This window comes from Siphonobacter sp. BAB-5405 (assembly GCF_002872335.1).
Lineage (GTDB): Bacteria > Bacteroidota > Bacteroidia > Cytophagales > Spirosomataceae > Siphonobacter.
This window is the reverse complement of the sequence record NZ_NJAG01000006.1, coordinates 138741-164687: the sequence shown is the minus strand read 5'-3', so window position 1 is coordinate 164687 and position 25947 is coordinate 138741. Positions and strand designations below refer to the sequence as shown.

Sequence of the window (25947 nt, the reverse complement as noted above, 5' to 3'; positions counted from 1 at the left end):
TGCATACCTGATTTTGGGGGTATATTTAAACTATCGGACCGAGTCGGTCGTTTTACAAGACAAAAGTTCAGATTTATAATGATTCCGTTTGTCAACCAGCCTGTGGTACAGGTTTTAAATACAGATGTTTACCAGTTCGGTGAAAAACAAGTACTGGAAAATATCAATTTTGCCATTCAGAAGGGCGAGTTTGTGTACCTCATTGGCCGGACCGGCAGTGGGAAAAGTTCATTGCTCAAGACCCTCTATGCCGATCTTTCCCTGGTGAAAGGCTCGGTACAGATCGCAGGCTACGAACTCAATTCCATTCGTCGGAAAGACATTCCTTTTCTTCGTCGGAAGCTGGGCATTGTTTTTCAGGATTTCCAGCTGTTCATGGATCGTAACATTGCTCAAAACCTGGAGTTTGTGCTTAAAGCAACGGGCTGGACGGATTCCATGAAGATGAAAACCCGGATTGCCGAAGTTCTGATACGCGTTGGGTTGAGCGGAGAGATGAATAAAATGCCTCACCAGCTTTCGGGTGGCGAGCAGCAACGCGTCGTCATTGCCCGGGCCCTGTTGAATGATCCGGAAATACTACTGGCTGATGAGCCGACGGGAAACCTCGATCCTGAAGTGTCGGAAGACATTATGCGTCTCTTTCTCAGCATTAATAAATCGGGGATGTCCGTACTGATGGCTACCCACGATTTTGATCTGATCCGCAAGTTTCCCCAGCGGATGTTACGCTGCGAAAACGGTAAAGTTGTCGAACGCGATTATCTATAGGAAGTATCTTCAAAAAAAGAGAGCGAATCCTCTGGGATTCGCTCTCTTTTTTTGAAGATACGATTTATAAAAATCCTGACTTCCGTAGGCTTATGTAAGCTCCCAGCGTATTTTCATAGAGCTCGCCCCTATCGTAAGCTATCGCCCCACTCAGTTCGCCACCTTTCAGCCACGGTAATCGCGTACCTACTCGCAGTAGGCCGGAGAACTGTTGCAGGGATTTATCGAAAGGCAATACATACGAACCGCGGTTTCGACTAAAGGAAAGTTTCATTTCCCAGGAAGTGTTCCGTTTAAATGTTCCGGCTAAGCCCGTGTGAAAAACCTCTACCCGATTGTTTGAAAAACCTAACGCATACCGACGAACGCCGGGCTTTAAGTCGGCATCGGGCGTCACAAAGGGAGTACCTATGCCCCGGCCAAAGTACGTCCAGCCATCCTGGTACTGGCTGTTGTTGAAGTAATTGTCTTTCCCACGCTTTCTGGGATCGTTATCCACAAATTGATCACCACCCTGATTGATCGTACTTAACCATTCAACCGTCACCTGCTTGATTGAGAAGGCTGCGTAACTAGGCATTTTGCTTTTCCAGCGAATTCCATTGAAGCTATCCGCGGTGGATAATTCATAAAACAGCGACCCATCTTCAAACATAATCTGCCGGTACAGGAAGACGTCAAAAGCAGCAGGCCTCCATTGCAGAGCCATATCAATCGTTCCCAAGTGGTTACCAATTCGATTCTGGTCGAATACAATCACTTTTCCAGGGTTAGCGACGGCATAGTTAGCCATGCTTTGTCCGGAAAACACACCCCAATAACCTAACCATGATTTTTCGAAATGTCCATAACGGGCCATGTCTCCGGGATCGTTTATAAAGGCCGGGGCATAGCCAGCCCATTGTACGGAGTGGTTAACCCCCGCGTGCAGGACGATGGGCCAGTTTTTCGTACCCAAACGCACATAGAGGCCCTTCTGGTGCAAATAAGCGTTTTGAACAAACGGGCGACTATTCTCAAACCAACCGTGAGTTAGGTAAGCTTTCATGTGCAACCATCGGCCGATTACGGGAATAAAGTCGTATGTACCAATACGAATCTGCGGAATAGGCAGGGCGTTTGTAGAAGAAACCATGGAACCCATGCCCAGCAGGGTATCAGACAAACCAACGTATTCACGTTTCCGCCCACCGTAAAGTTCCCATTTTTTGTATTTCAGTCGTAAATACCCTTCGTTAACAATCCCTTTAAATTCGGGATTATTGGTCTGCCCCATGACTTCAATGGCTCCCTCCAGCCACCAGCGATCGGAGCGTCGGGACAAAGGTATCTCATACTGTACCCCAGCCGAAGCCAGCATTCCCTGCGGTTTGGTAGGAATTACTCCGTATTGGTTCGCATGCAGCCAAAAAGCGGTTCGATCCGACGTAGATAAAGCCGTTGTCGCTAGTTGTACAAAATAAGTTCCTCCATGCCGACGAGTACTGTCCTGAGCATAAAGTAGGTTGCAGGTAAAGGCTGTTAAAAGAAAGCTAAGGCCAAAAAACTTATACATTAAGATAGGTTAATTCTACAAAGCGTCAGATCTATTCTCCGTACTTTTTCTAAAAAGTACTACTAAAAATGTCCAAGAATACTGTGGATTTAACGCCAAATATCTATTAATAATTATATAAATCAAAATAATTAAAGCGGGTATCGCTTTGACTAATCACCCTCGAAGTAGATTTTTCTATCTATTTATTGAAGTATTCCTTTTTTGTAACGCAGAAATCTGCCCATACCTAATAAAACCGCCAAAGCGATTGCTTTGGGCGGTTTTATTATTTTTTCATTAATCATTTATCGGCCGAATATCCCTGACTTCCGAATACTTAAATAACCACCCAACGTATTATCATATATTTCACCCCGGTCGTAAGCAACAGATCCGGAAATTTCACTTCCTTTCAACCAGGGCATTTTTACCCCCACTCGAATTAAGCCAGAAAATTGCTTCAGTGGACCATTGTAGTAGGGACTCGTATCGTAAGTGATGTTGTTGTACGTACCAAAGTTTAAACTATAAGACGTACGAATCTCCCAGGTGGTACGTCGCTTGTATTGACCGGCCAAAGTCATATTGATTACCTGTACCCGGTTGTTAGGCATTCCACGTACATTCGTTCGTACCTCTTTTTTCAACTCACTATCAGGTTGTATGAAAGGTACGCCAATGGAACGGTCAAAATAAGTCCAGCCATCCTGGTACTGACTGTGATTAAAGTAGTTATCAATGCCTCGTTTCTGTGCATCATCAATAATAAATTCATCTCCACCCTGGCTTACCGTGCTTAACCATTCGAGCGTTACGCGTTTCAAGTGGAAATCAGAGGCCTGCTGTACTTTATTCAAATAGCGTACGCCGTTCAATCCATCATCGATATTAACCAAATAGAAAAGAGATCCATCGTCAAACATACTTTGCCGATAAAAGAATAGGTTATAGTTACAATTTTTAACTTCCATTCCTACATCAACTGTTCCTAAATGGTTACCAATCCGATTTACATCAATGGAAATAAAATCGTCTATAGGATATCCTTTATAACCGTAATGTACCTGCATACTTTTCGCCAATACCACGCCATTCCAGTAAGCAAAGGCTGATTGATTGAATTTTCCATGCTTGGACAACAAACCTGGGTCGTCGGCCAAACTGGGAGCGTACCCACCCCACTGTGCAAAATGACTTAAGCCTCCATATAAATTGATGGCCCAGTCTTCCTTCCCAAATTTAAGATACAGACCCTTTTGATGAAGAAAAGCGTCCTTCGTAAAGGAGTTATAGTTTTCAAACCAGCCGTGCGTATAGTAAGCTTTGAATTTGAGCCATTTTCCTACGAGCGGTACGGGGATGAATGTTTTCGTCCCAAAGTGAATCTGGGGAATCGGCAAAGCATTGCCTGACCAATTCAGGGAACCCATACCCGTTAGCGTATCCGACAAACCCACAAACTCCCGCTTTCGTCCTCCGTACAACTCCCAGTTCTTGAAATTCAACCGTAAGTAACCTTCGGTGAGAACCCCATTCAATTTGGGTTTTGAGTCTGAGCGATGCCTTCCAGACCAGCGTCAATGGACCAGCGATTGGCTCGCCGTGAAAGTGGAATTCGGTAATATACCCCTGCAGATAATAAACCGCCTTGGGGTGTGGTTGGGATCGTTCCGTATTGGTTCGTTTGAAGCCAGAAAGCCGTTCGATCTGAACTTGATAATGCCGTAGTTGCTGCCTGCACAAAGTACGTACCGAAACTACGCGTACTATCTTGAGCAATGACAGGGTTCCATCCGATACAAAGGCATAGGATACTTAGGAAGGTAAAACAACGCATAGATTTCTGAGGGTGGTATATATATTCGTTAATAAGCTGGGGGTTTATGACATCTTATTAAACTGTGCAAAGTAAGATAAATTTGTCAGTGTATTTAAAGTTATATGCTTACTATACATAAATAATTTTTACGGAAAAGTCTTAAAAAGCAATAAAAGCCACCTGAGTTAACGGGTGGCTTTTATTGCTTTTTAAAGGTAATCTACTTTGCTTTCAATTGTACAACCGGTACAATCACTTCTTCCAAGGAAACGCCTCCGTGCTGGAACGTATCCTTGTAGTAATTGACGTAGTAGTTGTAATTATTGGGATACGCGAAGAAGTAATCCTCTAGTGTGAAAACATACGCTGACGAAACATTGTATTTCGGCAGACCAAAGGCTTCGGGGCGACGGCATACGAGCACGTGATCTTCATCGAAATTCAGGTTTTTCCCCTGTTTATACCGCAAATTCGTATTGACAGAACGGTCACCAATGATCCGTACGGGCTTTTGTACGCGAATCATACCGTGGTCGGTCGTCAGTACCACCCGGCCGCCTTTCTCGGCGATTTTCTTGAGAAATTCCAGCAAAGGCGAATGCTGGAACCAGGAGTTGGTTAGACTGCGATAGGCAGATTCGTCCGCCGCCAGCTCTTTAATCATGGCTGAGTCTGTACGAGCGTGCGAAAGCATATCCACGAAGTTGTACACGACGGCAACTAAATCATTCGTGGCGATATTATTAAAGTTTTCAACGAGTGCTTTTCCCTGATTAACGTTCAGAATTTTGTGATACGACATTTTGATGTTGCTCAGGCGGCTTTTCTGCAACTGCATTTGTAGAAATTCTTCCTCATGCACGTTGAGTCCTTCTTCATCGTTTTTCTGATCTCCTTCAATATCGTGTACCCACAAACGCGGATACTGTTTCTCAATCTCGCTGGGCAGCAAACCCGAAAAAATCGAGTTACGGGCAAAGGAAGTCGTCGTTGGCAAAATGGAATAGTAATGGCTTTCCTCCTCCACCGTGAAATACTCCGTCAACTCACGTTCGATCAGTTTCCACTGATCGTAGCGGAAATTGTCAATCAGAATGAAGTAGAGCGGATTGCCGGGTTGCAAATGCGGAAACACCTTTTTCCGCAGGAGCATGTTCGACAAAATGGGCTTATCGGCTTTGGGCTCGTTAATCCAGTCTTCGTAATTGTCTTCGATGAACCGGCAGAAGTTTGCATTAGCTTCTGATTTCTGCATGTTCATCACCTCTTCCATGCTCTTATTCGGCGTGGCGTCGATTTCCAGTTCCCAGTACACGAGCTTCTTGTAGATATCGGCCCATTCTTCGTGACCGATCCGGTCCTGATACTGCATGGAAAGCTGCCGAAACTCCTGCTGGTAGCTCAGATTGGTTTTTTCTTCCACCAATCTTCTCGATTCCAGAATTTTACGAACGGAAAGCAGAATCTGATTGGGATTCAGCGGTTTAATCAGGTAATCAGCAATTTTAGATCCGATGGCCCCTTCCATGATGTGCTCCTCCTCGGATTTCGTAATCATCACCACGGGCAGGTTCGGCCACTGCTGCTTCAACTGGGCAAGGGTTTCGAGACCCGTCAAACCCGGCATCATTTCATCCAGAAAGACAACATCGAAGGTATTATTTTCCAATTGTTCCAACGCATCCGCTCCGGAATTGACGGGGGTTACATCGTACCCTTTCTGGGTAAGGAAAAGAATATATGGTTTAAGAAGATCAATTTCGTCGTCGGCCCACAGGATGGAATACTTTTGCATACGTATAATCGAAGATTTATAATCAGTTGAAAGAAAAACAAAAGACAGTTGGTGATTTACCAGCAAGATAGGTAAGGTGACTTATTTTTTACCCTACTTCTGTAACGGATGGCAAAACCATAAGATTGTAAAATCAAAATTTTTATTCCAAGTCGTATGACTTCTCTGAACGTTGAGCATTCCATTTATAAAATTCTACCGGACTATTCGCAGCCCATGCTTGGTATTGAACTGCGGGATGCGGATCGTAAAACCGCTTTTGTACAGGCTTTGCAGGTACAGAATGAGGATTTTTCCACTTTAGTACGCATTGAAATTCCCTGGTGGACGAACGTACTGGGATGCTTTCAGGGAATTTTTCTCCTTCATACCTTCGGAGAGCCCAGCGTACCGAAACCTACTCACCTCGAAGCTTTCGACGCTCGTACGGGGCAACAACTCTGGTCCAGTACTGAAACCGTTTGGCTGGAAACCTTAGGATCAACGCTTCGGGTAAAAATTTCGGCCGAAGAAGAACGGTTTCTGGACTTGCGAACGGGCCAGTCCGTACCTATCTTTCCGAATAAGATCAGGGAAGAAACGGCTCGCTTTCCGGTTCACTACGCCGAGGGCAGTTCACACCTGTTTCCGTTACAAAAACTTATTCGGCATCTGACCGGTCAACAACCCATCGGTGCGTGCGATTACCTCGAATTTCAGGATTCGATCATTTTTTCTTACTATTTTTACGAATCCGAAAAGCTAAAAAATGATCTTTTGGTCGTTAGTAAAGCTGGAAACGTACTCTTTCACGAGTCGCTTCAGACCGGTGAAGGCCTGGGTCATACCACCTTTATCGTTTGGCGTAACCAACTCGTATTCATTAAAGATCAAGTTTATCTCTGCTGGCATGCGGTATCTTAATTGTTTCTTCCTTGGATTTTTTGGTCTGATTTCGCTAGACAGCTCAGCCCTTACTACCCCTGTCGACTCCATTGGTACCGAATGGAAAAACGGTAAAACCCTGATTGTTTACAAAGTGACATCGGGACAAACGCTGTATAGTTTATTAAAAAAATACAACGTTACGCTCGACGAGTTTAAAGCAGTCAATCCGGATTTTTCCGGTAATCTGCGTTCGCAGGAAACGGTATACATTCCCCGCAACTGGAAGCGTCGCGAAGAACCGACTGTTGTATCCTCTACTTCCGGTAAAACCCACAAGGTAGAACCGGGCCAGACGCTATTCAGTATTGCCCGCAAATACGACGTAGGTACGGCTGACCTCAAACGCTGGAACAACCTGTCGGCGGATGGTACGGTCAAACTCGATCAGGTCTTGTACGTGAGCGAACCTACAAAAACGGAAGTGGCACCAGCTACTAAACCCGAGGTTCGTAAGCCGGAAGAACCCCGCAAACCCGAGCCTACCAAGGACAAGCCCGAGGTGGCCAAAGCTCCCGTAATGGTTACGAAACCGGAGGCACGCGAAGAACCCCGCAAGCCCGAAGAGCCCAGAAAAGAAGAACCGAAAAAGCCCGATTCAACCAAGGCAAAGCCTGAACCCACCGCCACCAAACCCGTAACGGTGCCCAAGCCTGAAACCGAAGTACTGACGCCCGTTCGTACGGAAAACGAGCCCGTGCCGAATGCCGGTACCGGAGCGAAGAAAGTAGTAGAAATGGGTCTGTGCGAATTGATTGACGCTCAGGATAAAACGGGAAAATACCTGGCTCTCCACCGGTCCGCTCCCATAGGAACCATGCTGACCGTACGGAACGAAGCCAATAACCAAAGTGTGATTGTAAAAGTAATTGGTAAACTGCCCGATACGGGTTTGGCGGATCGCGTGGTCGTTCGGCTTTCGGCCCGGGCCTTCGAGAAACTCATGCCTACGGATCGACGAATTCGGGCTGAAGTTAGTTACCTGGCCGTGCAGTAGTTTTCAGGATTTGATTTCGCTGGAATAAGTTACCCCTTTACAGCTTATTCAGTCTTCGGACCCATTGAAAACTAGGCCATTCGTGGAACCTTTTCAAAATTTTGTCGTTACTACACATATTCTAAACTCACGTGTATGATCAAAAGACCCGAACGTTCGAAATACGTAACTCCCGGTGCCATTGTGTTCAATATCATTTTCATTCTGGCGTATCCGATTATTGCGGCTTTCTATCTTGTATTTAATATACTTGTGTGGGTTCTTTCCATTCCTTCGCGGATGTGGGCCTACGTAGCCAAGCGAATTCGTAGTTAGTTCGGAATAAAGCATTCAATAAAAAGGCGTTAGTTAATCAGCTAACGCCTTTTTTATTGAATCTCCCTGCAGATTATGTACTACAGCATGCGGATTCATTTCTGAATAGCCCATCACTTCAGACCTTGTAGCACCTGGGCGTATGTTTCTTTAAAATGCGTAAACTCGGTTTCAATGGGCGGAAAATCCGTCGTAAACGTACTGAAATTGCCCACCTTGGTTTTTAACTCCAGCGTTTTTACCACTTCATGCAAGCGTGTGATGCCCAGCGTACCCGCATTGCCTTTCAGCGTATGAAGATTGGATTCAACCATTTGAAAATCTTCACTCGCAAAGCCTTCCTTGGCCGCAGCAATCTGTTCCGTTGCTTCCTGTTCGAATTCCGCAAATACCTGTTCAACCATTTCCTTACCCGCCAGTTCGGCCAATTGATTCACTACGCCAAAATCGTACAAGTCACTGAGTTCATTCGTAACGGGCGGTTCAGGCACTACGGGTTCAGACACGGCATTCGTAGCATTCGTTTTCGCTTTCTCGATTCCAACCCGATCTACCCATTCCTTGACCTTGAGCACCAGGATTTCAGCCCGGATGGGTTTGGATACGTAATCGTTCATACCCTGACTCAGGAAACGTTCCCGGTCTTCCTTCATCGAATAGGCCGTCATGGCGAGAATAGGCGGCAATGCTTCGGCAAATTGCTTCCGTAAGGCCTGCGTTGTTTCCAGACCATCCATATCCGGCATCTGAATATCCATCAAAATCAGGCTGTACGGATCTGTTCCAATTGTTTGTTCCACCAGTTGAATGGCTTTCCGGCCAGAATCGGCCGTTTCTACCCGACAACCCGCTTTTAGTAGAATTTCGCTCGCCACTTTACGGTTCACGGCGTTGTCATCCACCAGTAAGATATGAGGCTGTTCTTTGGCCAGATAGCCCACAATCTGGAACTCGTCGGCGTATTTTTTCTCCTGCAAGGGAGCAATCATTGTTTCCTTGAGTTCCACCGTAAACCAGAACGTACTGCCCTGCCCTACTTCCGATTCGACTCCCATCTCTCCTTTCATCAGGCGGGATAATTCCCGGGAAATCGCCAACCCAAGACCCGTACCACCGAAGGATTTCCGGGTTGTATTGTCTAATTGCTGGAAAGCTCCGAAAAGCTGTTTCAGACCGTCCTCTGAAATACCAATTCCACTATCCTCAACCTCCACACGTATTTTGTGCCATTTGCCGTGCGTAGCCAGATTCATAACCCGAACCTTCACGGAGCCCTGTTCCGTAAACTTGAGGGCGTTGGAAGTCAGGTTGGAAAGAATCTGTAACAACCGGGTTTCATCAGCGATGATGTACTGTGGCAAGTCCGATCCCAGCTCGTACGTAAGCGTATTATTCCGGTTTTTGGCCGTTTGTCCGAACAGACTGATTAATTTATCGAAGACGCTACGGAACTCAAACGGTGCTTCGTGCAGGACCATTTTTCCGGCTTCGATTTTGGACAAATCCAGAATGTCGTTCAGAATATTCAGCAGTGTTTCCGAGGACTTCTTAATCGTATGCACGTATTCCCGCTGCTCCTCTTCCAGTTTGGTCGTACCCAGCAGGTCAATCATTCCGATCACCCCATTCATGGGTGTACGGATTTCGTGCGACATATTCGCCAGAAAACGCTCTTTTACTTTGAGTGAACGTTCGGCTTCTTCCTTCGCTTTGAGCAATTCGCGGGCGGAACGTTTCAGGGGCGTAATATCCCGGGCAATGCCCGCTACTTCCTCAATCGTCCCATCGGCCAGCAAAATCGGATTCAGGTATACTTCCAGCCAGATGTCATCGCCGTGCCGGATATGCTCCATGTGCACTTCGTACGACTCGGCTTTACCCCGAAAAGCAATTTTGTACTTTTCTTCCATGATCTTTCGGTTGGAAGAATCCATCAGTCGCCAGGCAAACTGGTCAGTCGTAACATTAACCTGCGGGGGCATATTGAGCTGACTTTGAATCAGCTTCATGTAATTGTCATTGAACGAAGTCAGCTGCAACCTGCGATTGACCGTCCACATCAGGTGACTCGACGACTCGAAAATGGCGTGTAACCGGGCCGTTTGTTTCCCCAGTTCGGCCTCCGCCTGTTTGCGTTCGATGGCAACGGCTACCTGACCCGAAATAAATTCGAGCAGTTCCAAATCCCGGATGTCGTACTTGTTGGCCCGCTCGTAGGATTTCACCCCAATAATTCCCGTAATCCGGTCACCAATCCGAAGCGGTACGCATAACATGACCTTCGGAATTTCGCCGTAGATGTACAACACCCGTTGCCGGGCCAGATCGAGAATTTCATTTTCCGTAAGCATCAGGGGCCGATTGGCCACAATGGCGTACTCCGTAAGTCCATTACCCAGTTTACGCTTCGTAAACCGAATATTTTTGTTGAAATATTCATCGACGTAATACGGAAAGTACAGGTAACTTTTGGTCGGATCGTATAGTGAAATGAAGAAGTTCTTGGTATCAATAACTTTTCCTAGTTCTTCGTGGATGAAATGATACAAATCATCCAAACTTCGCGTACTCAGCGTGGAATTGGCAATCTGGTAGTACAGATTCTGGGCATTCTCCGCCCGGTTTTTGGCCGTCGCGTCGTGAAAGATGCACCGAAATACAATCGGCTTTCCCTGCTCGTCGTACCGGCAGTTGACCGATCCCGACAGGTACACCCGCCGGCCGTCTTTACGCCGGTATACCGCTTCAAAATCCGGAATCTGTTCGCCGTTTTTGACGCGTTCAAACTTACTGAGCGTTTCTTCCATGAACTCCGGGTGAATGACATCCCGTAAATTCATCTGATTCAACTCGGCGGACCGATAGCCGATCGTATCTTTCCAGGCTTTGTTGACGTACAGAAAACGACCCTGTAAATCAATCATCTGGATCAAATCCGTCGTATTCCGGATCAAATCCTGTAACTCCGAGGAAGCCGAACTCAACGGCAATCCCGGCGAGGTTTGGCGAAGCGAAGGTCCCGCTTCCGTACTCAAGGTTTTACTCATTCTGTATCGATGCCTTGGACTTTCGTACCGACGTAGCGGTCAGAAAATCAATTCTTTCCCTATTAAAATAGCCAGAGCTGTCCCGTACCCGAACACTGTTGCTCATGCTGCAACAGCCAGCGTTTTCGCCAGATTTCCCAGGCGTACCCTACGGGCTTGCCGTCCGTACCGATTACGCGGTGGCAGGGTACGATGAGAGCAATCTGATTTTTGGCATTTGCCGCCGCAACGGCCCGCGTTGCTTTTTCATCCCCAATTTCGCGGGCCAGGTTGATGTAAGAGACCGTCTCGGCGTAAGGTAATTCCCGCAGGCGTTGCCACACCGTTTGCTGAAACGCCGTACCGGTCCATTGTAAGGGCAGGTCAAAATCCCGGCGTTTACCCGAAAAATATTCGGTCAATTGATGCTGTGTTTCCTCAAGCAGAGTCGTAAAAACCTGACGCCCCTTTTCAGGAACGAAGCGAACCACCTGCAAAGCTTCTGCCGAGGAACCTAGTTCCATCCAGCCCAGCGGTGATTCGTAATAAGCCACATACGCCGAGGATGCCATCGCATTTACGGATTATAACGTGCTTTTTTCGATAAAACTACAAAAAATCAGGGTAATTTTGAGCCATTGATTCAGCCGATTTGCCCGACCTTTCGAAAAATGGAAAGCGTTTTCGGAATAGTCACTACCTGAATACAAAGACGCCCGAGCGAGCCCTGAGCCCTACGGGCGGTTAACTGCCTTTTGAATGAAAGTAAAAGCAAAAAAGCACTTAGGACAACATTTTCTCCGCGATTTACACGCTTGCGAGCGGATTGCTGATTTGCTGTCGGGATACCAGGATTACCGGACCGTACTCGAAATTGGTCCCGGAATGGGTGTGCTTACGCAGTTTCTTTTGCGTAAACCCCAATTTGAAGTACACGTGGTAGAAATTGACCGGGAATCGGTGGATTATCTGCACGAACATTTTCCGGACCTTTCCCCCCGCGTTCATAACTACGATTTTTTGCGATGGGATTTGCGGACGTTCTCTCCTGAGTCTTTTGGACTGATTGGAAATTTTCCGTACAACATCTCCAGCCAGATCTTTTTCCGCGTACTCGAATACCGCAATCAGATTCCGGAAGTAGTTTGTATGCTGCAGAAGGAAGTGGCTCAACGCATTGCTTCGCCGCCGGGTAGCCGTGATTACGGCATCCTGAGCGTATTGCTTCAGGCTTTTTACGACATCAAGTACCACTTCACGGTGCCGCCAGGAGCCTTCGATCCGCCACCAAAAGTACAATCAGGCGTTATTCGTCTGCAACGTAATGCAGTAACCCAGCTCGACTGCGATGAGAAGCTGTTTTTCAACGTAGTCAAAACGGCCTTTAACCAGCGTCGTAAAACCCTACGAAACGCTCTCAAACCCATTGGCGTGATCTTCGATCATCCACTTCTGGAGAAACGGGCTGAACAGTTGGGCGTGGCTGAGTTTGTTGACATTACGCAAACCATCGAACGGGCTAAAAAGGCCTAGCTTTCCGCTTTTATTCGTCTTTTGGATCTGATTGTATGGCTTTTGAGCTTACCAAAGAGTACGTAGAACGACTAAGCCAGGCCGTGGAGCTTCGCGATGAATCGACCATCCGGCTGGAACTGAGTGACCTCTTTGCCGCTGATATTTCCGTTTTACTCGACGAGCTGGAAGGCCCGGAAGCTCATTATATCCTTACGTTACTGGATACCGAAACCGGAGCCGAAATTCTGGCTGAATACGATTCGGATTCCCGTCGGGAGCTTTTGAAATACTTTGACTCGGCCGAGATTGCCCGTTACGTCAATATTCTGGATTCGGACGATGCGGTGGATTTGCTCAAAGAACAGTCCGTACGGATTCGGGAGGAAGTCATTGCCCTGATTGAAGACCGCGAACAGGCCCGTTTTATCCTCGATCTGCTGCCCTACGAACCCGATACGGCGGGCGGTCTGATGCAGAAGGAGCTGGTGAAAATCAACGTACGCCAAACAGTAACCGAGTGCGTAGAGGAAATTCGTCGGCAGGCGGAAGACGTGGAAAAGGTATACACCGTCTACGTAGTGGATGACGATCAGATTCTATTGGGGATTGTTTCACTGAAAGACATCATTCTGGCTAAACGGGGCAGTAAGATTGAGCAAATCTACGACGACGATGTCATTTATGCCTCTACGTACGACTCCGCCGAAGACGTCGCCGAATTGATGTCCCGGTACGATTTGGATGCTCTCCCCGTCGTAAACGTACAGAAACGGCTGCTGGGGCAAATTACCATTGATGACGTGGTGGACGTAATTACGGAACAGGCTCAGGAAGACATCGCCGCTATTACGGGGGTCTCCGAAGAAGTCGAAGAGGATGATTCCGTCTGGAAGATTACGCGTTCGCGTTTACCCTGGCTGGGTATCGGCATGATTGGTAGTTTGCTGGCAGCCAAGTTTCTGGGCATCTTCGAGCACGACCTGCTGATGATGGTACCGGCTCTGGCGTTGTTCATTCCCATTATCGGTTCAACGGGTGGAAACGTAGGTATTCAGTCCTCCTCGTTCATGGTTCAGATTCTGAGTGATAAATCGGCCCTGAGCGGTGAGTTCTGGCCGCGTATGCTCAAAATTCTGACGGTTGCCGTTTTGAAGGGAGTACTGATTGCGGCCTTTGTTTTTCTCATCACTTACCTGATTCTTTCGCACTCCCTTAAACTTTCGATGGTCGTATCCATTTCGCTGATGGCGGTAGTACTGCTGTCTTCGTTTACGGGAACGGTAACCCCGATTATTCTCAATCGGTACGGAATCAATCCTTCCGTAGCTTCGGGACCCTTTATTACTACGGCCAATGATTTTCTGGGGTATAGCGTGTATTTCGGCATTGCCTACTTGCTGTATCATTACTGGTAAGTATCGTCCACTGCTTCCATTAAAAACGTACTATTTATCATGATTGCCGTTCTTCAACGCGTTTCGCAGGCTTCCGTCACGATTGATTCCCGCATCAAGGGAGAAATTGCTCAGGGCTTACTGATTTTACTGGGCATCACCCATACCGATACGGAAGAAGACCTGGAATGGCTGGCCCGCAAGATTGTGGGCATGCGAATTTTCGGCGATGAAGAGGGCAAAATGAACCTCGACCTGAAAGCGGTACAGGGAAGTATTCTGCTCATCAGTCAGTTTACGCTGTTTGCCAGTACGAAAAAAGGCAATCGTCCGAGTTATATCGACGCCGCCCGTCCGGAAGTGGCTATTCCTTTGTACGAAAAGATGATCGTTCAGCTGGAAAAAGAACTGGGTCAGCCCATTGCGACGGGCGAATTTGGGGCCGACATGAACGTCTCCCTGCTCAACGACGGTCCCGTCACTATCATTATTGACTCTAAAAACCGCATCTAATTCCATGACGCTGGAAGAAGCCCAAAAAACCGTAGATCAGTGGATTACCACCGTGGGAGTACGCTACTTTAACGAACTGACCAACACGGCCCTGCTGATGGAAGAAGTAGGTGAAGTCGCCCGAATCATGGCCCGCCGATACGGGGAACAGTCGGAGAAGGAGTCTGACAAAAACAAGGACCTGGGCGACGAACTGGCGGATGTACTCTGGCTGGTGATTTGCTTGGCGAATCAAACGGGTGTAAATCTGACGGAGGCTTTCGAAAAAAACCTCGACAAGAAGAACATCCGTGACGCGACCCGTCACCTCAATAATCCTAAATTACAGGAATAGATTTTCGCTTTTCCAGGGTATCATTCCCGTAGAAAAGTCCTATAAGAAAGAACGTTGCTTTGGTGAATGATTTTTTTCGTACGTTTCAGCGTTCCCTGTAGCGGACAAGCCATTGTCTGTCACCTCTTTATCCCAGATCGATTCGGAGAGCGACATACAGTACAGGATAATTCCTTAAGGATTTCTTAAGCTTGTACCGGAATTAACCGTTATTTCGCTTTATCAATTCGTATAGAAACCCAATTTTTCCGACAATGGCCTTCAAACGCGTCCTGATTGCTGAAGATAGCTCCGTCATTCAAAACCTCGCTAAGAAAATTCTGGAATTCCAGAACTTTGAAATCACTTCCGTTAAAAATGGGGAGCAGGTATTGCAATTGCTTGATAAAGAATCTTTTGACATTGTCCTGCTGGACATCAACATGCCCGTAATGGACGGCATGGAGTGTGCCCGTCAGATTCGCCAACTACCCGATGCCCAAAAGGCACAAACCCCGCTGGTGGCCATCACCGGTAATGCCCGTAACTACTCTCCGGAAGAGTTCAAGTCTGCTGGCTTCAACGACATTCTGATTAAGCCCCTCAACTTTGATGCCCTCGTTGCCAAAGTTCGCGAGTTTACGGGCGGCGAAGTATAATTTTTTTAGCGTGATTGGCTAACATCGTTCTTGAACAGAAGGGAATTCATCATTCTCTTCTGTTCAATAGTATTGGGTATGCAGGTAACTTTTCTCGGTACGGGTACTTCGCAGGGCGTTCCGGTCATTGGCTGTGACTGTCCGGTTTGCCGTTCGCTTGATTTTCGGGATAAACGCCTTCGGGTGTCCATGCACGTGGAAGCTGAAGGTCGTAGTCTGGTTATTGATACCGGCCCGGATTTCCGTACGCAGGCCCTCCGTGAACGTATCATGCATTTGGATGCCGTTGTCTTTACCCACGCTCATAAAGACCATACGGCGGGTCTGGACGATGTACGTCCCTTCAATTTCCGGCAAAATTCCGATATTCCGCTGTACGGACAGGCGGCTGTCCTGGAGCAAATCAAAGTAGAGTTCGCCTACGCCTTTGCCGAGCATAAATACCCCGGTACGCCCCGCTTACAATTGCATCCGATTGAAAACAAACCTTTTGAGATTCTGGGTTTGCAACTGACTCCCATCGAGGTGATGCATCACAAATTACCCGTGTTTGGTTACCGGATCGGGGATTTTTCATACATCACGGATGCAAATTTTATTGCTGAATCAGAACTGGACAAGCTTCGCAACAGCAAGGTTCTGGTGATTAATGCCCTGCATAAAGGTCCCCGACACCTCTCCCACTTTGTTCTGCCGGAGGCTCTGGAGATCATTGAAAAGTTAAAGCCGGAAGTCGCCTATCTCACGCACATTAGCCATTCAATGGGCCTTCATGCTCAGGTCGAAGCCGAATTACCTCCGCACGTGCATCTGGCCTATGATGGGCTGAAAATCAACCTTTAAGAACTTTTTTCGGATCTGGAAAAGGCTTTCTCCCGCGGTTTGACTACTTGGTTGGTACTACTTTTTTGCCGTTTTTGTCAAAAAATTCTGTTTGTATGAGTATTCAACAACCTGATCCAACCTTACGGGCTGCTTTATTTGATATGGATGGCGTCATCGTGGATAATATGGCCTACCATGAAACAGCCTGGCGTTTGTTCTGCGAAAACCACGGATTTCCCTTTAGCCGGGAAATGTATTATACCAACCTGAACGGAAAAAACTCCTTCGATTCGTTTGCGTATTTGCTCGGCCGCGACCCCTCGCCGGAAGAAGTACGGCAGATGTCTGACGAGAAGGAAGAAATGTACCGCAATAGCTACGGTCCAGTACTTGAACCAGCCGAAGGACTCATCAGCTTTCTGAATATTCTTCATGAATACGGCGTGAAATGTGCCGTAGCAACGTCAGCCCCCATCGAAAATGTGCAGTTTACCCTGGACGGCACGGGCCTTCGTCCGCTTTTTGATGTGGTCGTGGATGCTTCAATGGTACAGAATGGCAAACCCGCTCCGGATATTTATCTGAAAGCCGCCGAATTAGTGGAAGTTCACCCGAGTAATTGTGTCGTATTTGAAGATGCCTTACTGGGCATTCAGGCCGGAAAAGCAGCGGGAATGAAAGTAGTGGGCGTTTCGACCAGCCACAGTAAGGATGAACTGGCCCCACTCACTAGTGCAGTCATTGCTGACTTCCGGGAAATCAACTGGGAACAGTTTGAATTCGTACTCGCTCATTAATCCCTATGAAGCCTTCTGAGACGTATCTGGCATTCATTCATGATGTACTCATTACCGTGCACAGCGGCATTCACGAACTACAGGGTCGGCTAGCCTTCTGCGACCCCGCTGAACGGGATTACATCGAAGGCCGGATTTTCAGTTATAACGAGTTTTTGCAAACGCTCCAGACCAGTGCCCGGGAGTTTGGCCTGTCCGAAGAGATTGGTTTGTAAACACAAGGGACGATGCTTAGTAAGCATCGTCCCTTTCTATTAGCAGTGACTAACGTCCGCGATTTACAGCGTGGCTACTACTTCTTTAATATCCTGAATGATCTTCTTGGCCAGGTTTTCGGCCTTGGTCATAAAGTCAGATTCCGAATAAATGCGGATGATGGGCTCGGTATTCGACTTGCGAAGATGTACCCATTCATTGCCAAATTCAATTTTCACACCGTCTTCCGTATTGATGGGCTGACGGGTATACTTCTGCTGAATTCGCTCCAGTACAACGTCTACGTTCAGCTCCGGCGTTAATTCAATCTTGTTTTTCGAGATGTAATAATTCGGGTACGCCCGCCGCAGAATCGATACAGACTTGCCGAATTTGGCCAGATGCGTCAGGAATAGAGCGATACCAACCAGGGCATCACGACCATAATGCAACTCGGGATAGATAATGCCTCCATTGCCTTCGCCACCGATCACCGCTTCTACCTCTTTCATTTTCGTTACCACGTTTACTTCGCCGACCGCCGCGGAATGGTGCGTACCACCAGCTTTCTGGGTTACGTCCCGCAGAGCAATGGTTGAAGAAAGATTGGAAACGGTATTGCCAACCTGGTTTTTCAGAATGTAGTCCGCTACGGCTACCAGCGTGTACTCTTCGCCGAAAGGCTCACCATCTTCCGAAACAAACGCCAGTCGATCTACGTCCGGATCTACAGCAATCCCCAGATCGTATTTGCCCGTCCGCATTTCCTTGCGAATATCCGTCAGGTGTTCGGGCAGAGGCTCGGGGTTGTGAGCAAAGTAGCCGGTAGGTTCGCAGTGAAGTTTAAGAATATCTTTAACTCCCAGGGCTTCCAGCAGCATGGGTACGGCGATGCCCCCCGAGGAGTTTACCGCATCAACAGCAATGCTGAAATCGGCAGCTTCGATGGCAGCTTTGTCTACCAGCGGCAGGGCCAGAATGGCTTCGATGTGCTTTTTCAGGTACGAATCGTCTACGCGATAGCTACCTAATTTTTTCACTTCTACAAAAGAAAACGCTTCAGCTTCAGCCAGTGCCAGTACTTCGGCTCCGTCTTCAGCGGAAATGAACTCACCTTTTGCATTAAGCAATTTCAACGCATTCCACTGAATGGGATTGTGGCTGGCCGTTAGAATGATTCCACCGGCAGCTGATTCCAGAGGGACTGCTATTTCAACGGTGGGCGTGGTAGATAAACCTAAGTCGACTACGTGTAAGCCAAGTCCCTGTAAAGTAGCTGATACTAAACGAACCGCCATTTCTCCGGAAAGACGAGCGTCCCGGCCAATGACAATCTTTTGATTTTCAGGAAATTTACGCTTTAGCCAAGTTCCGAAGGCGGCGGAAAACTTAACAATGTCAACGGGAGTAAGGGCTTCACCCACGTTTCCACCAATGGTTCCCCGGATTCCGGAGATAGATTTAATCAACGTCACGATGCTCTCAATTTTGAGGAAGAACTGTTGGGGATATAAAGCAAAAGTAACAAATTAATTCCTTCTGCTAGCCATTTTCTACGATAGAATCCAATTATAAATCGAACGGATTTTTGCCTTTTCGTATTACGTAAATGGGCGGATTTCTACGACCCACAATACTCGGTGGCATCCGTAAAACTATTCTCCATCCAGCGGATTTACTCGTAAACCCGGGATTATTTTAATAAATAAAATTGATGCGACGTTTTTTTATTGTTTTGATCCGGATTTACCAGGGAGCTTTGTCCCCGTATCTGGGCAACTCGTGTCGGTATACGCCGACCTGCTCGCAGTACGCCATTCAGGCTATTGAAAAACACGGCCCCTGGAAAGGTGGCTGGCTGGCTCTGCGGCGAATCTCCCGTTGTCACCCCTGGGGCGGCCACGGGCATGATCCGGTACCATGACACGCTAGGAAGCACTGGGAAGATAAAAAGTGAACCGAGCCCCTTCACCGGGCTGACTTTCCGCGAGGATTGTCCCCCCCTCGTGCTCTACGATTTTCTTACACAAAGCGAGGCCAATACCGGTTCCCTCGAACTCCGAACGACCGTTGAGTCGCTGAAAAACCTGGAAGATTCGATCTTTGTATTCGGGATCAAAGCCAATTCCGTTATCCTGTAAAGTAATCTCAACCCATTTACGGGCCGTAGATAATCCCTTTTGCCGGACCTGCGTAAGGGATAACGACTGAGCGGCAATCCGAATGATCGGTGGCCGCATCGTATCGGTAAACTTGAGCGAATTGCCAATCAGATTGGAAAACAACTGCCGCATTTGTACGGGTACACCGTAAATTTCAGGGAGTTCATCCCATTCGATAGTCGCTCCTTTTTCAGCAATCTGGGCATCGAAGTCCTCCAGGATTTCCTCTACGATGGGATTGAGTGGCACTATTTCGCGATTTTGCCCCTGTCGTGTTACCCGGGACAAAATCAGCAGGGCGTCAATCAAACTTCGCATCCGATCAATGGCCTGAAGCGTACGCCGCATATAATTCTCCACCTCTTCGTCCTGTTGCGTACCTAATCGTTGTTTTAGGCGGGAAATGAATGCTGAAATCTTTCGCAGCGGCTCCTGAAGATCATGGGAAGCGGCGTAGGCAAACTGTTCCAGCTCGCCATTCGATCGTTGTAGTTCTTCAATTTTCTGTCGCAGGGCTGATTCGTACTGTCGTAACAGCGTGATATCGGCAATACTGCCGACCAGATGCGTCACCTTCTCTTTTTCATTGACTACGGGGCGACCTACCACCATCAATACTTTCTCCTGCCCTTCCTGCGTCATCACGCGGTGTTCGAGGCGGAAGGCCTGCCTGGTATCAATGGCTTCCTGCACGGTACGCACTACTAAGTCGTCATCGCGATGGTCCAGAAACGTAAAAAATGAGGTATAGTCCGCACAATCTTTCTGAAAGGTTTCCCGGGTATGCCCCATCACTTCGTACAAACCATCCGAACAGATCAGCTCGCCCGTCACCAGGTTTTTTTCCCAGCTGCCAAAGTGAAAAGCCTGCTCGGTGATCCGGTGCATTTCCTGTTGCTGGAGCAGCCGGGTATAGGCCAGATGCGTTTCCGTAATATCTTCCGAAACGCCAATGGTTTCCAGGGGGTTGCCCTGGGCGTCACTCCGGAAAATGGTTACGCGGGTTCTAAACAGCCGTTCCGTCTGATTTTTATGCAGTACCAGCGTTTCATATTCCACAAACTGTTTTTTCCGCGTAATCAATTCTTCGATCCGGGCGGCCCGCTGGTTAAACAGACTTTCCGACAGAATGATGGCGTGTAAATCCCCACCCCGATCAGCCAGGTCTTTTTTACTGTAACCCAACAGTTCCGTAAAGCGATCATTGATGTAAATGATCTTTTGCGTGGTCAGGTCCTGTACATGAACGATATCGGGAAACAGCAGATCCAGTTTCTCCAGCATCTGAATTTGCTCGGGAAACTCGGAAGGATACTGATATAAGGCCGATTCGCTGTGCATGGACGTTAAAGAAGAATATAGAAACTTTCAGCGTCAGCCATGTATCGCTTTCACGGAAGTTCTGAATAGTTCTTTATCCCTTGAAAAAAGTATGCCCTTATGATACTCTTCTCATACAGGCGTACGGGCTTGTTCTGCTTGCGTAGTCCATCGAGAGCCCGTCTTTTGCGGTGCCAGATTCGACCCTGTCCGTAAAAAGCAAAATGGGCACGAATAATGGCCCAGCAGAGAGCAAAGTGTCCGCTCAGCACGTACCGAACGCCCGCCAGTCCGTCAAGTATCAGCCGCAGCAGAATGATTCCGTACAGATTTCGGGCGGGCCGGTTTTTATACAACATCGCCAGACTGTTCCGGAAATTGAGAAAGGTTTTGCGGGGATTCAGGTAGTCCAGCGTTCCCCCACCCACGTGATACACCGTCGAACCGGCCGTAGCCCAAACCTCATACCCCGCCAGCTGCATTCGCCAGCAAAGGTCGATTTCTTCCATGTGGGCGAAGAAATCGGCATCAAATCCACCTAATTCCCGGTACACCGCTGCCCGTACGAACATGCAGGCACCGCAGGCCCAGAAACAGGGTTCATCGGTATCGTACTGGCCCTGATCGCGTTCACGGGTCTCAAACAAACGGCCCCGGGTAAAAGGATAACCCAGAAAATCCAGATGTCCGCCCACGCCGCCGCCGTGCTCGAAATGTTCCCGGTAGTTGTAATCGCGAATTTTGGGCTGTACTGCCGCCACCTGCGGATGCTGCTGCAGAAGACGCAAGGGTGCCACGAGCCAGCCCGACGTCACTTCAACATCGGAATTAAGCAGACAATAGTACTCGGCCGGAATCTGTCGGAGGGCTTCGTTGTACCCTCCGGCAAAGCCGTGATTGACGGTATTGCGAATGAGCCGAACTTCCGGAAAGTGCGTTTGTAACCAGGTTACGGAGTCGTCCGTGGATGCGTTATCAGCGACGTATACGGCATGACCATCCGCGTAAGCCAGTACGGTAGGAAGAAATTTTTCCAGGTAGGATTTCCCGTTGTAATTCAGGATAACAATGGCCAGAAGGTCCATACAGGTTTGCCCAGCCAGGCAATGGATACAAAATGGGGAAAGAATAAAAAGAGAAAAGACCAGAACGTCTTTTCTCTTCCTTGACTCGGATAAGACCGGATTATTTACCGAATAAGCCTTCCATACCGGGAATATTGGGCAGCAAACCATCGGTAGCCTGCTTGAGGTGATCCGCCACGCGGGCTTCTACCGCTTCGAGGGCTTTGTTAGTAGCGGCCACGATCAGGTCACGGAGCATTTCCGTTTCTTCGGGTTTCACCAGATCCGGATCAATCTCCAAATGAACGAGTTGTTTGCGTCCATTCACGGTTGCTTTTACCAGCCCCGCCCCGGCTTCAGCCGTTTCGGTGATGGAAGGAAGGGTTTCCTGAGCGTCTTTCATGCGGGCCTGCATTTCTTTCATCTTGCCCATCATGCCTAGCATATCAAACATGTGTAGTCGTTCGGTTTGAATGTAACTGATTACAAAGGTAGAGAAAACGGGTACAAAATCGTGCCCAACACCCGCGACGCCCCGATTCCCCTTAACGAATGAGGCGGAAAACGCCCCGTTTGGTAAACGAATCGCCTAGCTCATTCCGAACATCCAGGCGGTACGAATAGCTGCCCTGCGGAGCGGGTTTCCCGTTGATGGACCCATCCCAGCCTTCGCTTTCGTCTTCCGTAGAAAAAATAGAATTACCCCACCGGTCGAATACCGTCAATTTTAAAGCGTTGACGTGTAATACTTTCGGCAGGAAAACGTCATTCTGGGAGTCCCCATTGGGTGTAAAAGCATCAGGTACGTAGACCTGAAAAAACTCCTGAATGGGAATTGAATTGGACCAGCTGATGTGGCCGGATGCCGAGGTGGACTGAATCCGATATTCGTAATCGGGCGAAATAGGAAAGCCGAGACTGCTTACACTAATGCTTGTGGCTTTGGCGACGTTACTGGAAGCCACCACATTCCCCTGAGCATCCAGAGCCTGTACGGTGTACTCGCTAAGGTCTTCAGTAAAGGGGTTATTGCTTGTCCAGAAAAGCTCGCCGCCTTTTTGACTCAGGTAAATAGTACAGACAGCAGCCGACGGATTTGACCAGGTTTTACAGGCACTTTCGTACGAAATCTGATAACAGTATGAGCGTTGCAAGGGATTGATCTGCCTGTCTTTATACGGATTAACAATCGTTGTATCTGGTTCAATTTTCTCCAGCTTACTTCCAGCTTCGGCTCGTAAAATTTCATAGTCCAGAATCTTACCTCCCGGCGACTCCCAGGTCAATACAGCGGCCTTTCCGGCCAGTGTGGCATACGCCTGGGTGATGGGATCTGGCTTTACGGTAGACTCGATTTCCTCGCAAACCTCGTTGGATATGGAATTGATGTTATTGACCCGGGCCGTTACGCGGTAGCAATACGAGGTGCCGCATTCCAGTTCGGATTGATCAATGAGCTGGGTTTGGGTGCGATCTGTAATGACCGGAAAAGTCGTTGTACCATTACTTACCGTATACGATTCGAAAGCAGCCGTGGCTTGTGGATAGGCCGACCAGTTTACCTCCATCTGCTTTGCTTTTGCTACTACCGTGATGGGTAAAGTACAAATTTCATCCGAACCGCTGGAACTCGCACAGCCCCCTACCGAACGGACCTGAAAACAGTACTGTTTTGTGGGGTTAAGATTGGTAATCCGTTCTGAGGTTAGATTATTTTGAATCTGAATGCCTGTGCTAACGTAAGTACCACCCACTTCCTTCTGAAAAATTTCCTGCGTTGTAGAAACGGGTCCGGCAAACTGAATGGTCGCTACGGTTTTGGTTGCTGACAGCTCCAGTAAGGTTACGATGGGTTTGGGTGACTGGTTGAGCTTGCCGGGGTCAATGAACTTGCTGACTTTAGAACTACTGCATATATTCCCTTCATATGTACCCTGAACCGAAATTGCAACGCCTGTACCGGCATTTTTGTAGATATGCACTTTCGTTAGGGGCAAATCTTTCTTTAGTACTTTTTCTGTATTTCCATCCCCCCACTCTACTGTAAATTCGTCGTAAGGATTTCTGGAACTATCTTTAGGAATCACCAGGGTAACTTGCTCAATTTCACAGGCATCGACTTCGAAGTTAGGATCAGGATTACCCAGCACCTGTACCGTCTGACAAGCATACGATCCCGTACCCGACGCACTTCCGACCATAATCAATCCGTACGTACCCGCCTTTGCATACGTATATGATTTATTAACCTTGTCGAAGAGTGGAGCACTTAAGTCTACTTCTGCTGATTGGTAATTAAAATTATAAGCGGTAAGACTCGGGTTGTTATTGGCGGTAACATCTTCCACTTGAATCGTAGTACCCTTGCAGATTTTCAGTATCCGGTCCGAAGTTCCTTCCGCAATCATGGTAGTTCCCTGGCTGCTAGATACCTGTAATCTGCCTTTGTAATCTTGCGTGCCATTTACCAGTTTGGTCGGACACTGAGCCCAGCCTTCCCATACAATTCCTAAAAGCAGTAAAAGTATACGTATCCGCATCTGAAGTTTCTGGTCTTTCTATGAGCTATTGGTCAAATTTCAATGAATCCTGCCATCATTCCAAAATAGGACTGTAGTTTTGAGCATTCATTCACATTTCTCGAAGAAACCTAACACCCAAAAAGGGTGTTGACTGTGGTCAGAACGTAAGAAAGATTCTCAGACGTATAATTTAGGCAGAATTTGCCAAACTTCTGATTTCACAGATTCCCATACATTGCCAAGCAGCCATGGAAGAAAGTCCCATCGTATTAGACAGCATCGAAGAGGCCATTGAAGACATTCGGGCCGGTAAAATTATCGTCGTCGTCGATGACGAAGACCGTGAAAATGAAGGGGATATGATTTGTGCCTCGGAGCTAATCACGCCCGAAATCATCAACTTCATGACCAAGGAGGCCCGCGGGCTGATTTGCGTACCCCTCACGGAAGCCCGCTGTCAGGAATTACAACTGGATATGATGGTGGGCCAGAATACGTCCAACCATGAAACGGCCTTTACTGTCTCCGTCGACTTGCTGGGCAACGGCTGTACCACGGGTATTTCAGCTTCCGACCGGGCCAAAACGATTCGGGCCCTGGTAGACTCGGACACGAAACCCGAAGATCTGGGTCGTCCGGGCCATATTTTTCCCCTGAAAGCCAAAGCCGAAGGCGTACTCCGCCGCCCCGGCCACACCGAAGCAGCCGTCGATTTTGCCGTACTGGCGGGCTTGAAACCTTCGGGCACCCTGATTGAAATTCTGAACGAAGACGGTACCATGGCCCGCCTCCCCGAGCTACGGAAAATTGCCGATCGTTTTGGAATGAAGCTGGTGAGTATCAAAGACCTGATCGCCTACCGTCTGCGAACCGAAACACTGATCAAACGCGAAATTGGCGTGGATATGCCCACCGAATGGGGCCATTTTAGCCTGATTGCGTATACGCAGGTCGCTACCGGCGATACGCACCTGGCTCTGGTAAAAGGCGAATGGGAAGAAGGTGAAGCCGTACTGACACGGGTGCACAGCTCCTGCGTTACGGGCGATATTTTTGGCTCCTGCCGCTGCGATTGCGGGGAGCAGTTACACCGGGCCATGCAGATGGTCGAGAAAGAAGGGAAAGGTGTCGTGCTGTACATGTTTCAGGAAGGTCGTGGCATTGGACTATTGAACAAACTCCGGGCGTATAAATTGCAGGAAATGGGTCGGGATACGGTGGAAGCCAATCTGGAGCTGGGCTTTCAAATGGACCAACGCGACTACGGCATCGGGGCTCAGATTCTGCGGGATTTAGGTATTACCAAATTGCGACTGATGTCCAACAATCCGAAAAAACGGACGGCTCTGTCGGGTTACGGCGTTGAAATTGTAGAAACCATCCCCATTGAGATTCCTTCCAATCCTTATAACGAGCGTTACCTGACGACGAAACGCGACAAAATGGGTCATTTGCTGAATGGGCTCAAACCGCTGATTTAAGCT

The 25947-nt window shown here is 48.0% G+C and carries 25 protein-coding genes; 14 read left to right on the top strand and 11 right to left on the bottom strand.

Annotated elements, in window-relative coordinates; all coding sequences use genetic code 11:
- Nucleotides 1–78 precede the first annotated feature (78 nt).
- Nucleotides 79–771, top strand: coding sequence for a cell division ATP-binding protein FtsE (locus BWI97_RS05925; RefSeq protein ID WP_102200344.1), 693 nt, complete (start codon nucleotides 79–81; stop codon nucleotides 769–771).
- Nucleotides 772–835: 64 nt separating this feature from the next.
- On the opposite strand, the gene BWI97_RS05920 is transcribed toward BWI97_RS05925, so the two are convergent.
- The 4 genes from BWI97_RS05920 to BWI97_RS05905 form a co-directional block, all read right to left on the bottom strand.
- On the bottom strand, nucleotides 836–2095 hold the full coding sequence (locus BWI97_RS05920) for a capsule assembly Wzi family protein (protein ID WP_158242697.1): 1260 nt from the start codon (nucleotides 2093–2095) through the stop codon (nucleotides 836–838).
- Between the two features lie 518 nt (nucleotides 2096–2613).
- Nucleotides 2614–3846 carry a capsule assembly Wzi family protein gene (locus BWI97_RS05915; RefSeq protein ID WP_102200342.1) on the bottom strand — a complete coding sequence of 411 codons (1233 nt, stop codon included), beginning with the start codon at nucleotides 3844–3846 and terminating at the stop codon, nucleotides 2614–2616.
- On the bottom strand, nucleotides 3843–4145 hold the full coding sequence (locus BWI97_RS27370) for a hypothetical protein (protein WP_146010881.1): 303 nt from the start codon (nucleotides 4143–4145) through the stop codon (nucleotides 3843–3845). The genes BWI97_RS05915 and BWI97_RS27370 overlap by 4 nt, the downstream gene beginning before the upstream one ends.
- A gap of 202 nt (nucleotides 4146–4347) precedes the next feature.
- Nucleotides 4348–5922: a PglZ domain-containing protein gene (locus BWI97_RS05905; protein WP_094814616.1), complete on the bottom strand. Its 1575-nt coding sequence runs from the start codon at nucleotides 5920–5922 to the stop codon at nucleotides 4348–4350.
- A gap of 156 nt (nucleotides 5923–6078) precedes the next feature.
- Between BWI97_RS05905 and BWI97_RS05900 the strand changes: the two genes are divergently transcribed.
- From BWI97_RS05900 to BWI97_RS05890, 3 genes are all read left to right on the top strand, one after another.
- A complete protein-coding gene (locus tag BWI97_RS05900; RefSeq protein WP_102200340.1) occupies nucleotides 6079–6825 on the top strand; it encodes a DUF4905 domain-containing protein in 747 nt (248 codons plus the stop codon).
- Nucleotides 6812–7843, top strand: a complete 1032-nt coding sequence (locus tag BWI97_RS05895; RefSeq protein ID WP_158242696.1) for a LysM peptidoglycan-binding domain-containing protein — start codon at nucleotides 6812–6814, stop codon at nucleotides 7841–7843. The genes BWI97_RS05900 and BWI97_RS05895 overlap by 14 nt, the downstream gene beginning before the upstream one ends.
- Nucleotides 7844–7978: 135 nt before the next feature.
- Complete coding sequence (locus BWI97_RS05890) at nucleotides 7979–8158, top strand: hypothetical protein (protein WP_094814610.1); 180 nt, start codon at nucleotides 7979–7981, stop codon at nucleotides 8156–8158.
- A 113-nt stretch (nucleotides 8159–8271) separates the two neighbouring features.
- On the opposite strand, the gene BWI97_RS05885 is transcribed toward BWI97_RS05890, so the two are convergent.
- Nucleotides 8272–11205, bottom strand: a complete 2934-nt coding sequence (locus tag BWI97_RS05885) for a PAS domain S-box protein (protein ID WP_102200339.1) — start codon at nucleotides 11203–11205, stop codon at nucleotides 8272–8274.
- A gap of 62 nt (nucleotides 11206–11267) precedes the next feature.
- Entirely contained in the window at nucleotides 11268–11756 is a 489-nt protein-coding gene (locus BWI97_RS05880) for a methylated-DNA--[protein]-cysteine S-methyltransferase (protein ID WP_102200338.1), read from the bottom strand.
- 187 nt (nucleotides 11757–11943) lie between these two features.
- Between BWI97_RS05880 and rsmA the strand changes: the two genes are divergently transcribed.
- From rsmA to BWI97_RS05840, 8 genes are all read left to right on the top strand, one after another.
- Entirely contained in the window at nucleotides 11944–12717 is a 774-nt protein-coding gene (gene rsmA / locus BWI97_RS05875) for a 16S rRNA (adenine(1518)-N(6)/adenine(1519)-N(6))-dimethyltransferase RsmA (RefSeq protein WP_094814503.1), read from the top strand.
- Nucleotides 12718–12752: 35 nt separating this feature from the next.
- Complete coding sequence (gene mgtE, locus BWI97_RS05870) at nucleotides 12753–14114, top strand: magnesium transporter (RefSeq protein ID WP_102200337.1); 1362 nt, start codon at nucleotides 12753–12755, stop codon at nucleotides 14112–14114.
- Between the two features lie 39 nt (nucleotides 14115–14153).
- Nucleotides 14154–14606, top strand: a complete 453-nt coding sequence (dtd, locus tag BWI97_RS05865; RefSeq protein ID WP_094814507.1) for a D-aminoacyl-tRNA deacylase — start codon at nucleotides 14154–14156, stop codon at nucleotides 14604–14606.
- A gap of 4 nt (nucleotides 14607–14610) precedes the next feature.
- Nucleotides 14611–14940 carry a nucleotide pyrophosphohydrolase gene (locus tag BWI97_RS05860; protein ID WP_094814509.1) on the top strand — a complete coding sequence of 110 codons (330 nt, stop codon included), beginning with the start codon at nucleotides 14611–14613 and terminating at the stop codon, nucleotides 14938–14940.
- Between the two features lie 254 nt (nucleotides 14941–15194).
- Nucleotides 15195–15578: a response regulator gene (locus tag BWI97_RS05855; protein ID WP_094814511.1), complete on the top strand. Its 384-nt coding sequence runs from the start codon at nucleotides 15195–15197 to the stop codon at nucleotides 15576–15578.
- Nucleotides 15579–15656: 78 nt separating this feature from the next.
- Nucleotides 15657–16421, top strand: coding sequence for an MBL fold metallo-hydrolase (locus tag BWI97_RS05850; protein WP_102200336.1), 765 nt, complete (start codon nucleotides 15657–15659; stop codon nucleotides 16419–16421).
- Nucleotides 16422–16516: 95 nt separating this feature from the next.
- On the top strand, nucleotides 16517–17200 hold the full coding sequence (locus BWI97_RS05845; RefSeq protein WP_102200335.1) for an HAD family phosphatase: 684 nt from the start codon (nucleotides 16517–16519) through the stop codon (nucleotides 17198–17200).
- 5 nt (nucleotides 17201–17205) lie between these two features.
- Nucleotides 17206–17415 (top strand): hypothetical protein, encoded by a 210-nt coding sequence (locus tag BWI97_RS05840; protein ID WP_094814517.1) that lies wholly within the window; start codon nucleotides 17206–17208, stop codon nucleotides 17413–17415.
- Between the two features lie 63 nt (nucleotides 17416–17478).
- On the opposite strand, the gene glmM is transcribed toward BWI97_RS05840, so the two are convergent.
- Nucleotides 17479–18870 carry a phosphoglucosamine mutase gene (gene glmM / locus BWI97_RS05835; protein WP_102200334.1) on the bottom strand — a complete coding sequence of 464 codons (1392 nt, stop codon included), beginning with the start codon at nucleotides 18868–18870 and terminating at the stop codon, nucleotides 17479–17481.
- A gap of 239 nt (nucleotides 18871–19109) precedes the next feature.
- On the opposite strand from glmM, the gene yidD reads away from it, so the two are divergent.
- The gene (gene yidD, locus BWI97_RS05830; protein WP_094814521.1) at nucleotides 19110–19319 is read left to right on the top strand and encodes a membrane protein insertion efficiency factor YidD; all 210 of its coding nucleotides are present in this window, start codon (nucleotides 19110–19112) and stop codon (nucleotides 19317–19319) included.
- Between the two features lie 4 nt (nucleotides 19320–19323).
- On the opposite strand, the gene BWI97_RS05825 is transcribed toward yidD, so the two are convergent.
- From BWI97_RS05825 to BWI97_RS05810, 4 genes are all read right to left on the bottom strand, one after another.
- Nucleotides 19324–20898: an ATP-binding protein gene (locus tag BWI97_RS05825; protein WP_102200333.1), complete on the bottom strand. Its 1575-nt coding sequence runs from the start codon at nucleotides 20896–20898 to the stop codon at nucleotides 19324–19326.
- A 50-nt stretch (nucleotides 20899–20948) separates the two neighbouring features.
- Nucleotides 20949–21962: a glycosyltransferase family 2 protein gene (locus BWI97_RS05820; RefSeq protein ID WP_102200332.1), complete on the bottom strand. Its 1014-nt coding sequence runs from the start codon at nucleotides 21960–21962 to the stop codon at nucleotides 20949–20951.
- A gap of 100 nt (nucleotides 21963–22062) precedes the next feature.
- A complete protein-coding gene (locus BWI97_RS05815; RefSeq protein ID WP_094814529.1) occupies nucleotides 22063–22395 on the bottom strand; it encodes a YbaB/EbfC family nucleoid-associated protein in 333 nt (110 codons plus the stop codon).
- 91 nt (nucleotides 22396–22486) lie between these two features.
- Entirely contained in the window at nucleotides 22487–24481 is a 1995-nt protein-coding gene (locus BWI97_RS05810) for a T9SS type B sorting domain-containing protein (protein WP_102200331.1), read from the bottom strand.
- A gap of 230 nt (nucleotides 24482–24711) precedes the next feature.
- On the opposite strand from BWI97_RS05810, the gene BWI97_RS05805 reads away from it, so the two are divergent.
- Nucleotides 24712–25944, top strand: a complete 1233-nt coding sequence (locus tag BWI97_RS05805; RefSeq protein WP_102200330.1) for a bifunctional 3,4-dihydroxy-2-butanone-4-phosphate synthase/GTP cyclohydrolase II — start codon at nucleotides 24712–24714, stop codon at nucleotides 25942–25944.
- The last annotated feature ends 3 nt before the right edge of the window (nucleotides 25945–25947 follow it).